The organism is Xanthomonas sp. NCPPB 3569, assembly GCF_041475645.2.
Taxonomy (GTDB): Bacteria; Pseudomonadota; Gammaproteobacteria; order Xanthomonadales; family Xanthomonadaceae; genus Xanthomonas; species Xanthomonas phaseoli.
Window position 1 is genome coordinate 3,513,233 of the sequence record NZ_CM192969.1, and the last position, 20,417, is coordinate 3,533,649.

Here is a 20,417-nt window from a genome sequence, read left to right on the forward strand (position 1 = left end):
CGCTGGCGCACGGTCGCTTCCGCCGCGGCTACGCCCCATCGCGCGCGCGAGCATGCCGCAACGCCTCGGCAATGGTGGTGGCCAACATCTCGCCGGTGAGCGGCTTGCGCAGGAAACGGTCGAAGCCCGCTTCCTGCGCGCTTGGTTCGGCGGCTTCATCGGAGCGTGCGGTCACCGCGATCAACGGCATCTCGTAGCCGAAGACGCGCAGTTGCCGCGCCAGCGCAAAACCATCCAGCCCGGGCAGGTCCAGATCCAGCAATGCCAGATCGAACGTGTTGTCGGCCGCTTCGGTCAGCGCCGCCAGGCCGTGCGGCGCATGCACCACCGAGTGCCCCTGTGCGCGCAACAGGCCGATGATGACCTCGGCGATGGTCGGGTCGTCTTCCACCAGCAGGATGCGCTGGGGTTCGACAGGGCTGGCGGCATGCGCGACCTCGCCGTCCAGCGTCGCGTTCGACGCCACCCAGCGCAGCGGCAGATCCACCACAAAGCGCGTCCCCGCACCGAGCCGGCTGATCACCTCGATATGCCCGCCCATCGCCATCGCCAGCTCCTGACAGATCGCCAGGCCAAGCCCACTGCCGCCATAGCGTGAAGTGGTCTTGGCGCCGTCGCCCTGCTCGAAGCGCTGGAACAATCGCGCCTTCTGTTCGGCATTGATGCCCGGGCCGGTGTCGGCCACTTCGAAGCGCAGGCCTTGATAGGAACCGAGCGTGGTGAGCTTCAGCGCGACCACGCCGCGCTCGGTGAATTTGATCGCGTTATTGAGCAAATTGAGCAGGATCTGCCGGATGCGGGTGGAATCGCCGCTGGCAGTGATGTCGCCGAGCAGCCCGATTTCCAGGCTGAAACGCAGCCCGCGCTCCTGCGCCAATGGCGCCATCAGCGCTTCGACTTCGGCCACGAGCTGACGCACCGAAAACGGCTGGAAATCCAGTTCAAGCCGGCCCGATTCGATGCGTGCCAGATCCAGCGCATCGTTGACCAGCCGCAACAGATGCGCACCCGCGCGGCGGATCGACTCGGTATAGCTGCGCTGCGTGGCGTCTTGCTCGGTCTTGAGCAGCAATTCGCTCATGCCCAACACGCCCGTCATCGGCGTACGCACTTCATGGCCCAGGGTTGCGAGAAAACGCGTCTTGGCCAAAGACGCCTGCTCGGCCAACTCCTGCTTATGCACGGCCAGCTGCCAGGCATTCAAACGCCGCAGCCGACGGCGGTACAACAAGATGGCCGCGGCGATCACGCACAGGCTCAGCACCGCCAACAGGCCCAGGCCCCACGGCGACAGCCACCACGGCGGCAACACCTGGAAACGGACGATCTGGCTGGCCGACCAGATGCCATCTGCAGTGCGCCCCTGCACTTCCAGCGTGTAATGCCCGGAAGGCAGGCGCGAAAACAAGCGCTCGCCGGTGGACCCCACGTCGATCCAGTCCGGGTCGTAGCCACTGAGGCGGAAGCGGTAACTGGTGGATTCGGGATTGGTAAACGTGGGCATCCGCGCCACGATATGCAGGTCGCGATCGCCGTCCTGCACCTGCAGCGGCGTCTTGCCGGTGACATCCAGTTCGCGCTCGCCGCGTCGCAGGCTGACACGTTCGATCAACAGCTGCGGTCGGCGCAGATTCGGACGCATCGTGGCCGGATCGAACACCACGATGCCATCGGACGTGCCGCCCAGGATCTGCCCCGTGCTTGCCTGCACCAGCGTGGCCACCTGCAGCGGCGAACTGGGAAGTCCGTCGTGCACGTCGTACACCCGCACCAGCTTGCTGCCGGGGTCGACCCGAATCAGTCCACGATGACTGGAGACCCAGGCCACGCCACCGGCATCGATCACCAGGCCGGTCGGCGAGACCATCGGAAATTCCTGTTCCTTTCCCACCGTATCCAGATGCGTGAGCTGCTTGCCGTCCCAGAGATAGCGCCGCAATTGTCCGGCCAATCCGATCCAGACGATGCCGCCATCTGCCTGGCGAAACACATAGGTCGGCAGGGACGGCGCGCCGCGGACCGCAACGAACTGGTCGGCATGCGGATCCCATCGCCACAGCCCGGCATTGTTGCTCAGCCAGATCTGCCCATCCGGCCCGATCCGCATGTCAAGGACAGTCAGCGCCTTCAGCCCGTGGCTTCCATAGTCGAGCGTCCTGAGCAGCTGGCCCTCGCTGCTCCACAGCTGCACCCCGTGCGTCAGCAGCGCCACCCAGATGCACCCCTGTGCATCTTCGGCCATCCTGCCAGGCCTGCCGACATCTTCCAGATCGGTTGCCGAATCCTGATGCCCGAGCAGTGGCCAACGCCTGGCCTCGCCTGTCTGCGGGTCGTACCGAACCAGCCTTTCCTGCACGCCAATCCAGACCATTCCCTGCCTGCTCTCGATGACGGTATCGGGAATGCGTTCTGGATCGACCGGGGCCAGGCGTGGCTCCACGCGACCGGTGACGGGATCGAAATGCTCAAGCGTTCCCCGTGTGCCGACCAGCCAGATGCCGCCCGTGATCGAAGGCGCCGTGGCAACGACCGAGGGGTTGGCGAGCGATTGCGGATCATCTGCGCGATGCGAAAACAGCGCGAAGGTATCCCAGCGCGGAGGCAGGTGCCACAGCCCGCCCTCCAGGCTGGCAAACCACAGGCCTCCTTCGCGGTCCTGGTAGGCGGTGATCCAGTTCCGGTTGACCAGGCCGTGCGCCGAGAAACTGTAGACCGGCACGCGTTCGACGCCACCATCGCGGGTACTCATGCCCAGGCCGGTGGCGGTATCCAGCCAGTAGCGCCCGAGCCGGTCGCGCAGCAGGACGCCCCTGACCTGCGCGGTGTCCTTTCCGCCTTGCCAGGTGCGGGCCATGGGCCGCCCGACCGTGTTGAACTGGACGGGGTTGCCGTCGAAATCGGCAACCCAGAGCGCCTTGCCGTCGGGCTCCTTGTACATTCTGTTGACCGACTGGGACGGGCCCGGAAGCGGCACGCGCTCCAGGCGTCGGCCATCCCAGTGCACAAGCCCGCCCCAGGTGCCGATCCACAGGCCGCCGTCGGGCGCAACTTCCAGACCAACCACGTTGTCGGACGGCAAGCTGCCGGCATCGCCTGCCTTGGCAGAAAAGTGCTGCATGCGCCCGTCGGGCCGGTAACGATACAGGCCCTGCTTGGCGGTGCCGATCCAGATGTCGCCGTCCGGCGTTTGTGCCAGCGACCACAAGGTGGCGTCGCGCAATTCGGGGAACTGCGGATCTTCCAACCGTTTGAACGTGCGCGTGTTCGCCTCCAGATAGCCGACACCGCCGTCCTCGAAGCCCATCCACACCCGGTCGTTGGCATCGACACAGATGGTCCAGACCACGTTGCTGGTCAGGCCATCTTCCATCCGCCAGATCCGATAGTTGCGGCCATCGAACCTGGCCAGGCCGTCATCGCTGGCAAGCCACAGATATCCCTGTTTGTCCTCGGCCAACTGATTGATCGTGTCCGACGGCAGCCCGTCGGCGATCGTCAGCTGGATGGGTACCGGTGTTGCGGGCGTCCGCGCCTGCACCGGAAGCACTGCCAGACACAGGCATACCCAGAGCACAGCGAGCAGCCGATGGGGCAAGCGGGTTAGAAAGCGCACCGGATCAACTTCACGACAAGTCGGCGCATAGTGCGGGCCACGCGCGGTGCGGGCAAGCGCGTTCTGCGCGTTCTGCGCGTTCTGCGCGTTCTGCGCATGCGCTCAGGCTACAAGACGCATGCGCGACAGGGGCATTGGCAAGTCCACTCCACGTTGCAAGGTTCGCAAGAGCGGACCCAACAATTCGTTCCCACAAAGCCTGCTTGCGACGCAACCGCTCGCTGCGACCCGGTTGGCAGGCACCTGCAGCGCGCTTTCGCCTGCCCAGACCATCGCGACCCGCATCGCTGTTCGAGCAGCCCAACAGCGGACCGACGCGCCGCATGACACCTGAGTGCCTGCTCCGGTGACAGGGCATGCGCATGGCGTGTTAGCGCTTGCTGCGTAACGCGTCGGCAATGGTGGCGGCCAGCATGTCGCCAGTGAGCGGCTTGCGCAGGAAGGTATCGAAGCCCGCTTCCTGCGCGCTTGGTTCGGCGACCTCGTCGGCGCGTGCCGTCACGGCGATCAACGGCATGTCGTAACCGAAGACGCGCAGTTGCCGCGCCAGCGCGAAGCCATCCAGCCCAGGCAGATCCAGATCCAGTAACGCCAGGTCGAACGTATTGTCGGCCGCTTCGGTCAACGCCGCCAAGCCATGCGGAGCATGCACCACCGAATGCCCCTGCGCTTGCAGCAGCCCGACGATGACCTCGGCGATGGTCGGGTCGTCTTCCACCAGCAGGATGCGCTGCGGTTCGACCGCAGTATCGGCATGTCCGGGTTCGCCACCGATTGCGGCGTTGGAGGCCACCCAGCGCAGCGGCAAATCCACCACAAAACGCGTCCCGGCACCGAGCCGGCTGATCACCTCGATCTGCCCGCCCATGGCGATGGCCAGCTCCTGGCAGATCGCCAAGCCCAGACCACTGCCGCCGTAGCGCGAGGTGGTTCTGGCGCCATCGCCCTGCTCGAAGCGTTGGAACAGCCGCGCTTTCTGCTCGGCGTTGATGCCGGGCCCGGTGTCGGCCACTTCAAAGCGCAGGCCCTGATAGGAACCGAGCGTGGTCAACTTCAAACCAACTACGCCACGCTCGGTGAACTTGATCGCGTTATTGAGCAGATTGAGCAGGATCTGCCGGATGCGGGTGCAATCGCCACTGGCAGTGATATCGCCGAGCAGCCCGATTTCCAGGCTGAAGCGCAGGCCCCGCTCCTGCGCCAGTGGCGCCATCAACGCCTCGACCTCGGCCACCAGCTGACGCACCGAAAACGGCTCCAGCTCCAGCTCCAGCCGTCCGGATTCGATGCGCGCAAGATCCAGCGCATCGTTGACCAGCCGCAACAAATGCGCGCCGGCGCGGCGGATCGACTCGGTGTAACTGCGCTGTTTGAGATCCAGCGAAGTCTTGAGCAGCAGCTCACTCATGCCCAGGGCACCCGTCATCGGCGTACGCACTTCATGGCCCAGCGTCGCCAGAAAACGCGTCTTGGCCAAAGACGCCTGCTCGGCCACTTCCTGTTTGTGCACCGCAAGCTGCCAGGCATTCAAGCGACGCAACCGACGGCGGTACAACAAGATAGCTGCAGCAATCACGCATAACGTCAGCAAGGCAAGCAGGCTTAAACCCCACGGCGACAGCCACCATGGCGGCAACACCTGAAAACGTAATGTCTGGCTCGCCGACCAGATTCCGTCTGCAGTACGCCCCTGCACTTCCAGCGTGTAACGGCCAGAAGGCAGACGCGAAAACAGGCGCTCGCCACTGGGCCCGACATCGATCCAGTCCGGGTCGTAGCCGCTCAGACGGAAGCGGTAGCTGTTGGATTCGGAGTCGGCGAAGCTGAGCAGGCGCGCGACGATATGCAAGTCACGGTCGCCGTCCTGCATGACCAAAGAAGTGACATGACTCAGATCCAGCCCGCTCTCGCCGCGACGTAGACCCACACGTTCGATCACCAACGGCACCCGATGATCATTCGGCTTGAGTTCGGCAGGATCGAAGATGACCAGGCCGTCCGGCGTCGCGCCGACGATCATGCCCTTGGACGACTGCACCAAAGACCGCGCAACGAATTGCGGATTGGGCAGGCCGTCATGAACCCCGAACACGCGCACGCCCCGCGTGGCAGGGTCCACGCGAATCAGGCCACGCATACTGGACAACCAGGCAACACCGTCGTGGTCGACCACCAGTCCCTGTGGCGCAAGCGCAGGGGAAGTTCTGCTCGGGCCCCACTGTATCTAGATGTTGAAGGGCGCCGTTCTTCCATAAATAGCGATGCAGCTTCCCTAGCCCGGCAAACCAGGCGATCTCATTGTCGCTGAAGCGAAACGCGAAAATCGATTCGTCGGGCGCGCCGGCGATGCGCTCGAAGCGCGCAACCGACGCGTTCCAGCGCTGCAGACCACGATTACTCGCCAGCCAAAGCGTTCCGTCCGGCCCAGCCTGCAGGTCGTACACCACCAGATCTGCTGCAAGGCCATGCGTTCCGCGCAGCATGGTGCGCAGCAAGCGACCTTGTTCGTCCCGCTCTTGTAGCCCCAGCGTGGCATGGACCCAGATGTGACCATCGGCGGTCTGCTGGAGCGATTCCAGGGAAGCGTCCAATGTCGCGTCCTGTGCAGCGGCGCCCGAGCCGCTTGCGGCAGCCTTCCAGCGCTGCACCTGGCCAGTGGCGGAATCAAAGCGCACCAGCTCGGCAAACTGACCGATCCAGACGTTCCCCTTGCGATCCTCCAGCACGCTATTGGACCAGCTAGCGGACCCCAGGGTGGGCAATACACGCTCGATCTTGCCAGTGGCAGGATCTACGCGTTCGAGCACGCCGGAGGTCCCCACCAACCACATCCGGCCATCGTACGATTTTGCGGTGCCCTGGATCGCCAGGTTGCCACCTTGGCCGCCGTCGTCCATGTAGTTGAAAACTACCGCGAAACGACGCCAGTTCGAGGGGAGATGCCAGAGCCCGCCGTTGGGGCTGGCAAACCATACACCGCCCTCGCGATCCTGATATGCCGATTCCCAGTTGGGACGAATGCGCCCGTGCGCAGACAGACTGTACAGGGGGACGTTGCGCACCTCCGCACCAGTCGTATGACCTAGGCCGGCCAGGGTATCCAGCCAATAGCTGCCATCCTGGTCGCGCAACAACACGCCCAACACCGGATATTCTGCAGGCGCCTGCCAACGGTGCGGACTGAGATGACCAGTTGGATCGCGTCGAAACAGCTTGTCGTCGCTGGTGCCGATCCAGATGCTGCCATCGGCATCGGCAGTTAGCCGGGTGATGATCTGTGCGGTGCCATCCGGAAATGCCTGTCGCTCGAAATCCTTGCCCGTCCAATGCGCAGCACCATCGGCGGTACCGATCCAGAGTGTGCCGCGGGTATCGACATCGAGCCGATAGATCGCATTGTCGGGCAGGCTGCGCGGGTCGTCGTTCCGATGTACGAAATGGTCCAGCGAACCATCCGAGCGCAGCCGGTATAGCCCACTCATTTCAGTGCCGAACCATATGCTGCCGTCGTCGGTGGACTTGATATTCCAGATCGCAGCGCCGCGAAGTTCCGGATAGCGCGCACCATCATAGAAGGTGAACTGATGGCGTGCGGGGTCCAGCATCGCAAGGCCTGCCATGCCGGTTCCGATCCAGACCCGGTTGCGCTTGTCGACGTGAACCGCCCAGATCTGGTTGTCGCGCAAACCGTCTTCGATGCGCCAGATACGGAAGTTTCGCCCGTCGTAACGCGCTAACCCATCGCTGCTGGCCAGCCACAAATACCCATTGGCATCCTCATCGAAGCCATACACCACGTTGGATGGCAGTCCGTCGGCCACGGTCAGCTGCCGCGGCTGCGGCAAGACCGGCACGCCGGCCAGCGCAAGGCTCGGCCAGCCTGACACGACGGCCAGGCAAAGCAGGAATAGAGCCCGCGTAACCAAGGCTTGCAGCGGCATGCGACGACTGGGGTGTTGTGGTGATAGCAGCATGCACTCGATGTCCTTTGCACGCATAGTGCGGACCTCGCCTGATGCTGGCAACACACATAGGCGCGCCAATGGTGATCGGTTGCAGCAGCTGGGCGGATACGGGGTCTTTAAATGATTCGATGCGAACGAGCATCGGGATCGTCAACACATCGGACCCTTACATGCAGGCTAGGCCGTCGCCTGCATGCCGGCGCCCGCGCGCGCAGCCGTCATCGCTTCCACCAGCAGATCGGCAGTGACCGGTTTGCGCATAAAGCCGTCGAAGCCTGCGGCCTTCGCCTGGGTCTGCGCGGCGCTGTCGGCCCGTGCCGTGACTGCCAGCAGCGGGAAGCGGTGGCCAAGCTGGCGCAGCTGCGATGCCAGGGCAAAGCCGTCCAGCCCGGGAAGATCCAGATCCAGCAGCGCGATGTCGAACCCGCCATCCACCGTTTCCGACAATGCAGCCAGCCCATGTGCGGCATGCACGACGCGGTGGCCTCGGTTGGTCAGCAAGCCGCTGATCACCTCTGCCACGGTGGGGTCGTCTTCCACCAGCAGGATGCGCAGCGGCTCGCCTGCAAGCGGCTGGACCTGACCGGCAGCGATGCGCGTGCCGGAGCGGTCGAGCGGCAAGGGCAGATCCACGGTGAACTGTGTGCCGACGCCAAGCCGGCTGCGCACTCGGATTCGGCCCTTCATCGCCACGGTGAGTTCCTGGCAGATCGCCAGCCCGAGCCCGCTGCCGCCGTAGCGCGAACTGGTGCGCGCACCCTCGCCCTGTTCGAAGCGCTGGAACAATCGCTTCTGCTGTTCCGACCCGATGCCAGGACCCGTATCGCGCACTTTGAAGCGCAGGGCGTCGCCGTGCTGGCTAACGGTGAGCGACACCTCGCCGCGTTCGGCAAACTTGATCGCATTGCCCAGCAGGTTGATCAGGATCTGACGCACTCGCGTCGCATCGCCCACGACCATCACATGCGTGGAAAGCCGATTGCGGTACTTAAGGAAGGTCTGAACAACGCGATCGGAGGATGTGGTAAGCCATATCGGTCGCGGTGACCGCGCTCAGATCCTCGGTTTTTCGCCGTTTTTGGCGCTTTTTCGGGGTATCGTCCCGATTACGGGCGCACCTACCCCGCGGCGGTAATGAACTCTTTGCGCTTCAGCCACAGATTCGACAGCGCAAACAGCATCAGCATCTGTGCGGTGTTCTTCGCCAAACCGCGATAGCGCACCTTGACGTAGCCAAACTGGCGCTTGATCACCCGAAACGGGTGTTCCACCTTTGCACGCAGGCTGGCTTTTGTGTGCTCCCAGCGCTTGGCCAACTTCAGTTCGCGCTTGTTCTTAATCTGCTTCAGCTTCGAGGGCTTCTCCGCGATCAGGTAGCGCAGTTTGCGCTTGCGCTTCATCTCCTCGCGTTTCTCAAGCCCGGTGTAGCCGCTGTCCGCGCACAGCGTGTCCTCCTTGCCGTGCAGCAGCTTGTGCGCTTGTGTGATATCGGCCACGTTGGCCGCCGTGCACTCCACGTGGTGCACCAGCCCGGAGTCATCGTCCACCCCGATGTGCGCCTTCATCCCGAAGTAGTACTGGTTGCCCTTCTTGGTTTGGTGCATCTCCGGATCGCGCTCGCCATCCTTGTTCTTGGTCGAGCTGGGCGCAGCGATGATCGTGGCGTCCACGATCGTCCCGCCGCGCAAGCTCTGCCCCTTGCGCGACAGGTGCGCGTTGACCCGATTGAACAGCTTGCGCGCCAAATCGTGCTGCTCCAACAGATGGCGGAAGTTGAGAATCGTCGTCTCGTCCGGCACCTCATCCAGCCCGCCGATCTTGGCGAAACGGCGCATCGACACCGTGTCGTACAGCGCTTCTTCCGCCGATGGATCGCTCAGTGCATACCACTGCTGCAAAAAGTGGATGCGCAGCATGGTCTCCAGCCGATACGGCTGTCGCCCCGGCTGCCCCGACTTCGGGTAGTGCGGCTCGATCAGCGCCAGCAGGTCCTTCCACGGCACGACCTGGTCCATCTCGGCCAAGAACACCTCACGCCGCGTCCGCTTGCGCTTGCCGTTGTACTCCGCGTCGCCGAAGGTCAGCTGCATCGAAATCGTCTACTCGGGTCGTTGATCGATTGTGGCAGATCACGATGGATTGTTCAGAGTTTCCTTAAAGCACAGGCCGCGTGCCTCAGCGATGGGATGCATGAAATCAGCCAGTTCCTGGGCGAGCTGCGCGGGATCGAAGGGCTGCTGTACCAGCTCCAGTTTGCCGGCCTCGATGCGTGCCAGATCCAGTGCATCGTTGACCAAGCGCAGCAGATGCGTGCCGGCCTTGCGGATCGCATCGACATATCTGCGCTGCGTGGCATTGAGCGACGTGGCCAGCAGCAACTCGCTCATGCCCAGCACGCCGGTCATGGGTGTACGCACTTCGTGGCCAAGCGTGGACAGGAAATGCGATTTGGCGATCGATGCCTGCTCGGCGAGCTGTTGCCGTTGCTGTGCCAGCACCCACGCCTGCTGCCGCCGCACGCGCTTTCGCCAGGCCCACATACCCAGGTACAGCAGCAGCATGCAGAGCGCTGCCGCCACCAATTGCGCGGCCGTGCTCAACCACCACGGCGGCCGTACCTTCAGTTGCAACACCGGTGCGGTGACCCAGTCGCCATCGCCGGCGCGCGCCTGGACCTCGATGCGGTAGTCGCCAGGCGGCAATCGCGAGATCACGCGCTCGCCGCTGGCACCCTGCTCCACCCAACGTTCGTCGTAGCCATTGACACGGTAGCGGTAGTGCGCGGAGGTCGGATCGACAAACGACAACAGCCGTGCACTGATACGCAGATCGCGATCGCGCGCTTGCAAGATCACCGGCGCGTTGTGGGCAACCGTCTGCGGGCGCTCGGCATCGTTGCGCCGCACCTGCACCGATTCGATCACCAGGCGGGCCAGCGGCGCAGGCGCAAAAGGCCGTGACGGATCGAACAACACGATGCCGCTGGTCGTCAGCGCCAGCACCTGCCTGTTGGGGCCAATGGCCGGCGGACGCATCGAGAACTCGCTGTCTGGCAAGCCGTCGCGTGGACCGAACCGACGTACCTGCGGCTGGCCGCGCTTGTAGGCGAACAGACCTCGCGAGGTGGTGGCCCAGACCGTGTCGTCGCCGCCCAGCGCCAGGCCGCGTATCTCGGTAGAAGGCAGGCCGTGTTCGTGCCCGACCCGCTCCAGCAGGCGCGCCTGCTGCCCGTTCCAGCCGTAGCGCTCCAGCGCACCGGAACGCCCTACCCAGAACTCGCGCGACGAAACGAAGGCCAGCGCGTAGGCTTCATGATTGGCGTCCTTGACCACTGCGCGAAATCGTTCGCCCTGCCAGACCCACACACCGTCACCGGCTGCGACCCAGGCCGTGCCATCCGGGCGCACCGTCAGTTGCTGCACCATGCCACCGACCTCACTGAGATCGGTGCCGAAGCGGAACGTGCCCAGCAGCCGCCCATCGGCGGCACGTCGTTGCACGCCACCTTCCACGATCGACACCCAGAACTCGCCATCGATGCCGGGTGTCATCAGTTCCACCCGATGCGTTGCGGAAACACCGATCTGCATCGCGAGCTTCTGTTGCTGGCCGGTCGCCGGGTCATAGCGCGTCACGCCATCGCGCAGCGCGATCCACAAACTGCCGCCCCCGGCCGGCAGCACCGACTGCACGGTGCCGCCGCCCAAGGCATCGCTGTGCAGGACCGGCACCAGTTCACCGTCATTGCCGAGCCGGTAGACGCCTTCGCCGGTCGTCAACAGAAAGCTGTCGCCATCGGCCGCAGCGTTGACCAGATACAAGCTCTCCAGCGGCTTGCCCTGGGTCTGGAAAATGGTGGAAAACCGCCGCCAATCCGGCGGCAAATACGCCACGCCCTGCGAAATCAGTCCGAGCCATAGCCCGCCCTGGCGATCCTGCATCGCATCGAGTACACCGCTATGCGCGGTGAGGAAGCCGCTGCCGCGATCGCCTTCCATCAGGCGCAGCGTGGTGTCTCCCGGCGCCACCCGGAAAAATCCGTCGGCTGCACCAACCCAGTAGCCGCCGTGCACATCGTGTACCACGGTAGCGGCACGTAGGGCATCGGCCCCGCTCCAGGGCGCGCGTTCCAGCGCACCGGCAGGCGTCACCCTGCACACGCCCTTGCTGGTCCCGACCCACATCGTACCGTCGGCATCCTTGCTGAGCTTGAAAACCGTCGCGCTTAGTCGGTCTGGCGCGATGCGCACGAAGCGCTCGCCGTCGCGCATCACCAACCCGCTATCGGTGCCGATCCATAGCCGGCCGCGCGCATCGGTCACCAGGCTCATGATGGTGTTGCTGGGCAGTCCGTCCGCCGCATCCGGCGTGGCACGGAACGCCGTCACCCGACCATTCTCTTCGCGCCGGCAGAGCCCGGCGCTGCTGGTTCCTATCCAGATCGCATCCTGGGCCTGGGCCAGCGCCCAGACCTGCCCATCGCATGCGGTGCCAACGTCGGGAAATGGCGTAAATGCCGAGCGCGCCGCATCCAGCATGCTCGGTGGCGAGCCGTTGATGCCAACCCATATCCGGTCGCGATCATCGACCAACAGCGTTTCCACTTCGTTGCCCGGAATCGAACTGGCGACATGCGGATCGTGCTGCCATACCTGCAAACCGATGCCGTCGTAGCGCGCCAGGCCATCGCTAGTCGCCGCCCAGACATAGCCTTGCCGATCCTGGGCCAAGGCCAGCACCATGCGCGAAGGCAGGCCTTCGGCACCACCGAAGCGGCGCATGCGCGGAGTCTCGATCTGATTCACCGCCGCCGCATCCACGCTGCTCAACAGCAAGAGCACGGCCAGCATCGACAACAGCACGTCCTTCATCGTCATCCCTGTCCCCATCGCCGCGTGTGCACCCAGGCGCTCCTTGCTGGGACTGCACTTTACCCGCTACGCGGCAGTGATTGGTTGCGCCAAGTGTCTCGCCCCTTGGCAAAGTTGCCGGTCTGCTGATCGCTACGACCGGGCCGGCATGCGACCACTGCCCGGCCGGCCAATGCGGCAGCTACCTGCGTGCACGCCACTGATTGCGGCGTACGCAGTGCCGGTTTGCCGTCTGCCATGTGGAACCAAGACAGCGCCAGCGCCAGGCTGCTGTCGCGTCCTCGCCGGGCTTGCCCCTGGACCTACGCGTCGCCGGCCTCGCGATCGCGCTGGCCATCATCGGCATCGGCAAGCACCCGCGCCAATGCCTGTGCCAGCAAGTCGCCCGTGACCGGTTTGCGCAGGAAGCCATTGCAGCCGGCGGCCATCGCCTGCGGTTCGGCATCGGTGTCGGCACGTGCGGTCACCGCCACGATCGGGAAGCGCACGCCGCGCGCGCGCAACTGCGCTACCAGCGCCGCGCCGTCGAGGCCGGGCAGATCCAGATCGCACAATCCTGCATCGAAATTGCGCGTACTTACCTCTGCCAGCGCGGCAAGACCATGCAGTACATGCGTAACGTGATGCCCGCGCGTCTGCAGCAGGCCCACGATCACCTGCGCCACGGTCGCATCGTCCTCGACCAGCAGCAACTGCAACGGCGCTTGCTCACGCAGCGACGGGGCGCGCACCGCAGGCGCCATGACCGCAGGTAACGTGGACACCCAGTGCAACGGCAGCTCGACCACAAAACACGCGCCCTGACCCAGCGCACTGGTGACCGTCACCGCGCCGCCCATCGCCGCCGCAAGTTCGCGGCAGATCGCCAGCCCCAGCCCACTGCCACCGTGCCGTGCCAGCGTGACCGCGCCTTCGGCCTGTTCAAAGCGCTGAAATAGGCGTCCGCGCTGCTCGGCGCTCATGCCTGGCCCGGTGTCGCGCACTTCCACGCGCAGACCCTGCCCGGTATGCAGCGGCAACGTGGTGACGCGCAGGTGCACGCTCCCGCGCTCGGTGAACTTCACCGCATTGAACAGCAGATTCAACAGGATCTGCTGTACGCGGCTGGCATCGCCATGCAATGCCGGCGGCAATGCATCGTCGAGCTCGCAATGGAAAGCCAGCTGCTTCTGCTCGGCACTCGGGCGTACCAGTTCCACCACCTGCCCGACCAACTGACGCAAGTCGAAATCGCGATAATCCAGCGGCAATTTGCCCGCTTCGATCCGGGCCAGATCCAATGCATCGTTGACCAGACGCAGCAAGTGCTTGCCGGCCAGCTGGATTGCGCTTGCATAGCCTTGCTGGCGACCATCCAATGGGGTCTGCAGCAGCAACTCGCTCATGCCCAGCACACCGGTCATCGGCGTGCGTACCTCGTGACCCAACGTTGCCAGAAAGCGCGTCTTGGCCAGCAATGCCTGCTCGGCCAACTCACGCTTGTGCTGCGCCAGCTGCCACTGCGCACGCATGCGGATACGTCGGCGATATGCAGCGGCCAGCAAGGCGCTCAACAGCAATCCGGAAAAACCTATCAGCGCAATCCCGATCTCGCTACGCCACCAGGGCGGCCTCACCGAAAATTGCAGCGAACGCACCTGCGAGCGATTGCCCAGCGGGTCGATGCCCTGCAGCGCAAGCTCATAATTGCCGGCAGGCAGGCTGGCGAATTCGCGGATGCCGGTGTTGCCTATCGTCTGCCAGTCCGTATCGAAGCCTTTCAGGAAGCTGCGATACCGATTGGACAGCGGGTCGCTGTACGACAGCAGGCGGCTGACGATCTGCAGCTGGCGGTCCTCGGGGCCCAGCTGGAACGGGCGGTCCATGGGCAAGGCGATGCGTGCGCCATTGCGCAGCACGCTGACATGTTCCAGCTGCAGTGCCGGCACGAACGGTGCAACATCCGGCATCGCGGTATCCAGCAGCACGGTTGAGCCATCGCTGGTTGCACCGATCAAGGTGTCGCCCGACGTCAACAGGCAATGCTGGATGAACTCCTGACTGGTGAGGCCATCGCGCGTGCCGATATTGCGTACCCGCGCCGGATGCACCGAGGGATCGATCCGCCAAAGCCCGCGCAGACTGGAAATCCAGACACGGCCACGCGGGTCGATCTGCATGGCAGAGGCATCGAACCCGCTCAGTCCATCCGCTTCGCCGACCTGACGGACGCGCTTCCAGCCGGCTGCGCGCTTTTGCCACTGCTCTGCACCGGAGGCGCGATACACCCAAAGCGTGTCCGCAGACTGGCTGGCAAATGCCTGGATCGGCGTCCCCTCGAGCCCTGCCACCGGCACGAAGCGGCCTGTCGCCTCGTCCCATGCGAACATGCCGCCCTCGCCGGCCACCCAGACGCGCCCGTCGGGTCCCTGGTCCAGCTGTTGGATGTCGATCGCGCGTAGGCCATGCAGGTCTTGTTGGGTCATCCGCTGCAAGACCTTGCCGGTGCGCAGGTCGCGCTGCTGCACCATGTCGATGAAGGCCATCCAGACGGTGTCGCCATGCTCCATGATCCATTCCGGCGCCGACAACGCCGATGACGGTTCGGGCCCATCGGACGGCCAGTGCACGAAGTCACCGGTACGCAGGTCCATCCGCGAAAGGCCAAAGGTCAGATTCCCCAGCCACACCCGTTGCAGGCGATCTTCCAATGCCGACACCAACTCCATCCCTTTGAGCTGCGGCGACTGCAGGCCTGTCTGGAACGAATCGCCGGTGCTCGGATCCACGCGCAACAGACGCCCCTGCGCATCGACCTGCCACAAGCCGCCTGAGCGCTTGGCAGGCGCCAGGTTGCAATAAATCGCATCGCCCATCGGCACCGCGGGCTTGAGCACGGCACTGCGCTTCCAGTCGGCCGGCAGATACCCAAGCCCGGTGCCATGCATGGGCACCCACAGGCCGCCATCGGCCGCCCCCATCAAGCCGATCACGTTACGCCGCGACAACGGCCCCTCCCCGCTCAAGGCGGGCACCGGTGGACGCTCTCCGCGCGTGCGCCACAACCCACGCCCGCTGCCCAGCCAGAATTCGCCATCCGGCGTTGCGACTGCGCCCCAGAATTCATTGCCATTGCCGAACATCGTTGACCAGGCAAGCGGCTGCCAGCGACCGTCGGCGCGCAGCACATGCAATCCCGATTCGCTTCCCAGCCACAAACGGTCCCCGGTCCACTGCAAACCGAAGACGGCCGCTTCCCGGTTCGGCTCGTCCGCGATGTACTGGCGGTGCAGTTGCTTGCCGTCGTAATAGGCCAGGCCATTGCTGGTGCCGATCCACAGGCGGTGCTGGTTGTCCACCGCCAGGTTCATGACCATGGCGTGATCCAGCGCGCCTTCGATCCCGCCCAGATTCACCGACGACATCCCTCCGCTGGCATCGATGCGCACCAGCGCACCGGTGGTGGTGCCGGCCCAGATGCCGCCATCGAACGCGGCGATGCTGAAGATCTCGCCGTCCTTCAACAATGGATAGTCTGCAGCGCGATAGTGAACAAAGCGCCTACGGCCGGCATCCAGCACGCTCAGCGTCTTGCCGCACCCCACCCAGACCCGGTCCAGCGCATCGATATGCAATGCCTGCACCGCGTTGCAGGGCAACGAGCCAGGGTCGGCCGGATCGTGACGCCAGGTCCTGAAGCCGGCGCCGTCGTAACGCACCAGACCGTCGAGCGTTCCAAGCCATAAATAGCCGGCGCGATCCTGGCTGATGGCGACCACCATCGTCGAAGGCAATCCTTCGCTGGGTCCCACGATCCGAAAGCGTGGCACTTCCGGAATCTTTGCCGCGCACGGCCAGATGGCCAACAACACGGCCAGCACCACGATGAGTACACGCATGGGGGAATCCTTTCCTCGTCCAGCCGGCATGCTCGCAACGGATCGTTGCGAGCGCAAGCCAAGCGCGCGTTGCCGGGATATGTCTAGAATCCGCCCATGACAATCCTCGCCCGCTTAGTGGTGTCCTCTGCCCTGGTCGCAACCAGTCTCGCCGCCACCGCTGCGCCAGCGCGGTATGCGCTGGATCCGGTGCATACCCGGGTGCTGTTCGCGGTGGAACATGCCGGCTTTTCCAAGGCATTGGGCACCGTTTCCGGAAGTAGCGGCACCCTGGTCTTCGACCCGGACGACTGGGCGGCCGCCCGTCTGGATGTCACCGTGCCGCTGCACCGCGCCGACCTGGGCGATGCCAAGTGGAACCAGGCCACCCTGGCACGCAACCTACTCGACGCCGAGCGCTTTCCCGACGCGCATTTCGTCTCCACGCACGTCGAGGCCAGCGGCGAAAACCATGCCAAGGTCACCGGTAACCTGACCCTGCACGGGGTCACCCGCCCGGTCACCCTGGACGTCACCCTCAACGCGCTCAAGCGTCACCCGCTGCCGCCGTTCCGCCGCACCGCCGGTTTCTCCGCCACCGCCACGCTGAGCCGTTCCGAGTTCGGGATTGATGCGTGGAAATCGATGATCGGCGACAGCGTGGAGTTGCGTATCGAAGCCGAAGCCGTGCGCGAAGGGCGCGCCGACGACGAGACGCCCGAGCCGCAGGCCGCACCCATCACGCCGGACACCGCCGCCAACCAGGAATCGGGAACATGAGCCTGAAGAACGTCGAACGCTGGGGCGGCGTCAGTCAGACCCTGCACTGGGTGATCGCCCTGCTGATCCTGGTGTTGGGCGTCGTCGGCCTGACCATGGGCGAACTGCCCAAGACCCCGAAATACTTCTGGGTATACACCGCACACAAGTCGGTGGGGCTGACTGTCCTGGCCTTGGTGATCGTGCGGCTGGGCTGGCGCATCTACGCCGGTGCACCGCCGCCGGTGGCCGGTACGCCGCGCTGGCAGGAGCGCATTGCCGGGTTCACCCACTGGCTGTTGTACGCCATGATCTTCGCCATGCCGCTGTCGGGCTGGCTGTACGACTCCACCAGCGGCCTGCGGCCGTTCCGCTGGTTCGGCCTGTTCAATGTGCCCAAGCTCAGCCCCCCGGACGAACAATTGCGCGCCATTGCGCACTTCATCCACGAATGGGGTTTCTGGCTGCTGATTGCCGTGGTACTGGCGCATGCCGGCGCTGCGTTTTACCACCACCTGTTCCAGCGCGACGCCACCCTGGCGCGGATGTTGCCGCGTGGCTGGCTCCCAAACCATAAGGATTTCCCATGTCGTCCAAGTTGTTTGTCTCTCCGATGCTGGTCGCCGCCTCGCTGGTTGCCACGTTCGCCGCCGCACCGGTGCTGGCCGCCGACTACGTGCAGGCGCCGGGCTCCAGCCTGGTTTTTGCCAGCAAGTACGACGGCGAAGTGTTCACCGGCAAGTTCCCCGGCTTCGACACCACGCTGAGTTTCGATCCGGCCAACCTGGCCGGGGCCAAACTCGACGTGCGCATCCCGCTGGCCAGCGCGGTCAGCGGCAACAACGACCGCGATTCCACCCTGCAGGGCCCGGATTTCTTCAATGTCGCCAAGTTCGCCACCGCGCGCTACCGCGCCGACAAGTTCCGCGCCCTGGGCGGCAACCAATACGCCGCCGATGGCATCCTGGAACTACGCGGCGTCAGCAAGCCGGTCACGCTGACCTTTACCTGGACACCCGGCGCGCAGCCGGTGCTGGCGGGCAAGGCCGTCGTCAAGCGGCTGGACTTTGGCGTGGGCGGTGGCGACTGGGCCGACACCAAGACCATTCCCAACGAAACCGCGATCAGCACCAAGGTCGTGTTGAAGGCGAAGTAACGCCACAGGCCGCACCGGACGCAGCCACTGAGCGGCGGACTACTCGTCGGGTCCGCCGCTTTTTTATGCCCGCACGGGGTGGGACAGCCAGCCGATGCTCACCGGCTGCGACACGGATTGCGGCCTCGGCACGTTGTCGCGCCGCGACTATCTCTCGGCGCCATTTTCGTCCAGCCATGCGCGCAAGCGCACGCGATCGAACGGCCAATCCAGCTCGCGTCCACGCGCATCGCGCAGCACCGGCACACGCGCGCCATAAACGGCCTCAAGCGTCACGTCGTCGTCGATGAAAACGCTCTCGAAATCGCCTGCACGCGCCCGCGCCAGCACTTCCACGGCCTGGTCGCACAGATGGCAATCGTCGCGCTGGTACAGGGTCAGGGGCATCGGCCGGGCTCTCATGCTGCGCTGCAGCCGTGCCGCAAGCGCCGAACGACTAGAATAGCCGCCTTTACGCTCACCTCTCCGGCACGCATGGCTGTCAGCACGTTCGACCTGTTCAAGATCGGTATCGGTCCCAGTTCTTCCCACACCGTGGGGCCGATGCGCGCCGCCGAGCGCTTTGTGCATCGCTGGCTGCTCGATGCCGGGCGCCTGCAGGACGTGGTGCGCATCCGCGCCGAAGTGTTCGGTTCGCTCGCCCTGACCGGCCGCGGCCATGGCACCGACAAGGCGGTGTTGCTGGGGCTGGAGGGCCATCGCCCGAACCTGATCGACCCGGACATCATCCCCGCCACGCTGGAGCGCATTCGCACCAGCAAGCGCATCACCTTGATGGGCCAGCACGCCATCGTCTTCGACGAAAAGCGCGACTTGCCGATGAACAAGCGGCAGAAGCTGCCCTACCACACCAACGGCATGCGCTTTACGGCCTACGACGCCGACGAAGCCGTCATCGCCACACGCGACTACTATTCGGTCGGCGGTGGCTTTGTCGTCAACCAGGACGACGCTGCCGACGATCGCATCGTGGCCGACGAAACGCCGCTGCCCTACCCGTTCCTCAGTGGAGACGAACTGCTGGCGCAATGCGCGCGCAGTGGTTTGAGCATTGCCGCGCTGATGTTCGAAAACGAGAAGAGCTGGCGCAGCGAAGACGAGATCCGTGCTGGCCTGCGCGAACTGTGGAATGCGATGCAGTCCTGCGTAACGCGCGGCATCCGCGAAGAAGGCACGTTACCGGGCGGCCTGAATGTCTCGCGCCGCGCGCCAGCGCTGTACCGCGAATTGTCCTCCAAGCCGGAAGCGGCCATGCGCGACCCGTTGACCACGCTGGACTGGGTCAACCTGTATGCGCTGGCAGTCAACGAAGAAAACGCCGCCGGCGGCCGCGTGGTCACCGCGCCCACCAACGGCGCGGCCGGCATCATTCCGGCGGTGCTGCATTATTTCGACCGGTTCTGCGCGGGTGCCTGCGAACAACGCATCTTCGACTTCCTGCTCACCGCAGCGGCCATCGGCATTCTCTACAAGGAAAACGCCTCGATTTCCGGTGCAGAAGTCGGCTGCCAGGGCGAAGTGGGGGTGGCCTGCTCGATGGCCGCCGGCGGCCTGGTCGCCGCGCTTGGCGGCAACCCGGGGCAGATCGAAAACGCCGCGGAAATCGGCATGGAACACAACCTGGGCCTGACCTGCGATCCGATCGGCGGGCTGGTGCAGATTCCGTGCATCGAACGCAACGCCATGGGCGCGGTGAAGGCCATCAACGCCAGCCGCATGGCGATGCGCGGCGACGGCAAGCACAAGGTGTCGCTGGACAAGGTCATCAAGACCATGCGCGACACCGGCCGCGACATGCAGGACAAGTACAAGGAAACCAGCCGCGGCGGGCTGGCGGTGAACGTCATCGAATGCTGAGCAGCGTGCAGGGCGCCACGCACGCCCCGGCGGCACTGACCACGGCGTCGGCAGTCTCGCGGCCGCGTAACGACGACACCTGCTGAACACCTGCCGCCATGGCGATCTGTGACGTGTCTCGGCATTCTCGCCAGGTAGAACCAAACGCCCGCATGCACCGGAAGGAAGGTTCGCAAATCGGCAAATGACCGCGCAAATCGCGCCACTGCACGCTTGCCTGTCCAACGACGATCCAGGTTGGCACTTCGTTAACAACGACACGCCGGCCATCAGCCAGTTCCGAAATCGCGACACACAATCGGGGGATTCACCATGAAAGTGAACTGCGCTGTATCGGGG

Annotated in this window: 8 protein-coding genes and 4 pseudogenes; 4 read left to right on the forward strand and 8 right to left on the reverse strand. The window is 64.7% G+C overall.

All coding sequences use genetic code 11. The annotated features are described in order from the left end of the window. Positions 1-28: 28 nt before the first annotated feature. From ACCQ03_RS15350 to ACCQ03_RS15380, 7 genes and pseudogenes are all read right to left on the reverse strand, one after another. Positions 29-3,574 (reverse strand): hybrid sensor histidine kinase/response regulator, encoded by a 3,546-nt coding sequence (locus ACCQ03_RS15350; RefSeq protein ID WP_150146686.1) that lies wholly within the window; start codon positions 3,572-3,574, stop codon positions 29-31. A 409-nt stretch (positions 3,575-3,983) separates the two neighbouring features. Then, positions 3,984-7,554, reverse strand: a pseudogene (locus ACCQ03_RS15355) (hybrid sensor histidine kinase/response regulator). A 201-nt stretch (positions 7,555-7,755) separates the two neighbouring features. Further along, positions 7,756-8,568, reverse strand: a pseudogene (locus ACCQ03_RS15360) (ATP-binding protein); the annotation flags it as partial. Positions 8,569-8,696: 128 nt separating this feature from the next. Next, complete coding sequence (locus ACCQ03_RS15365; RefSeq protein ID WP_150147813.1) at positions 8,697-9,668, reverse strand: IS5 family transposase; 972 nt, start codon at positions 9,666-9,668, stop codon at positions 8,697-8,699. Between the two features lie 63 nt (positions 9,669-9,731). After that, positions 9,732-12,449: pseudogene (locus tag ACCQ03_RS15370) on the reverse strand (ligand-binding sensor domain-containing protein); the annotation flags it as partial. Between the two features lie 59 nt (positions 12,450-12,508). Continuing rightward, positions 12,509-12,688: a hypothetical protein gene (locus ACCQ03_RS15375; protein ID WP_057679376.1), complete on the reverse strand. Its 180-nt coding sequence runs from the start codon at positions 12,686-12,688 to the stop codon at positions 12,509-12,511. A gap of 63 nt (positions 12,689-12,751) precedes the next feature. Continuing rightward, complete coding sequence (locus ACCQ03_RS15380) at positions 12,752-16,327, reverse strand: hybrid sensor histidine kinase/response regulator (RefSeq protein WP_209225474.1); 3,576 nt, start codon at positions 16,325-16,327, stop codon at positions 12,752-12,754. Positions 16,328-16,423: 96 nt separating this feature from the next. Between ACCQ03_RS15380 and ACCQ03_RS15385 the strand changes: the two genes are divergently transcribed. The 3 genes and pseudogenes from ACCQ03_RS15385 (at position 16,424) to ACCQ03_RS15395 (ending at position 18,221) form a co-directional block, all read left to right on the forward strand. Next, positions 16,424-17,086: a YceI family protein gene (locus ACCQ03_RS15385; RefSeq protein ID WP_057679378.1), complete on the forward strand. Its 663-nt coding sequence runs from the start codon at positions 16,424-16,426 to the stop codon at positions 17,084-17,086. After that, positions 17,083-17,631, forward strand: a pseudogene (locus ACCQ03_RS15390) (cytochrome b); the annotation flags it as partial. The gene ACCQ03_RS15385 and the pseudogene ACCQ03_RS15390, both read left to right, overlap by 4 nt. A 20-nt stretch (positions 17,632-17,651) precedes the next feature. Continuing rightward, the gene (locus ACCQ03_RS15395) at positions 17,652-18,221 is read left to right on the forward strand and encodes a YceI family protein (protein WP_209225477.1); all 570 of its coding nucleotides are present in this window, start codon (positions 17,652-17,654) and stop codon (positions 18,219-18,221) included. A gap of 147 nt (positions 18,222-18,368) precedes the next feature. Here the strand turns inward: ACCQ03_RS15395 and ACCQ03_RS15400 are convergent, their stop codons facing one another. After that, positions 18,369-18,608, reverse strand: coding sequence for a glutaredoxin family protein (locus ACCQ03_RS15400; protein WP_209225480.1), 240 nt, complete (start codon positions 18,606-18,608; stop codon positions 18,369-18,371). 87 nt (positions 18,609-18,695) lie between these two features. Between ACCQ03_RS15400 and ACCQ03_RS15405 the strand changes: the two genes are divergently transcribed. Continuing rightward, the gene (locus ACCQ03_RS15405) at positions 18,696-20,078 is read left to right on the forward strand and encodes an L-serine ammonia-lyase (protein ID WP_017157853.1); all 1,383 of its coding nucleotides are present in this window, start codon (positions 18,696-18,698) and stop codon (positions 20,076-20,078) included. Positions 20,079-20,417 lie beyond the last annotated feature (339 nt).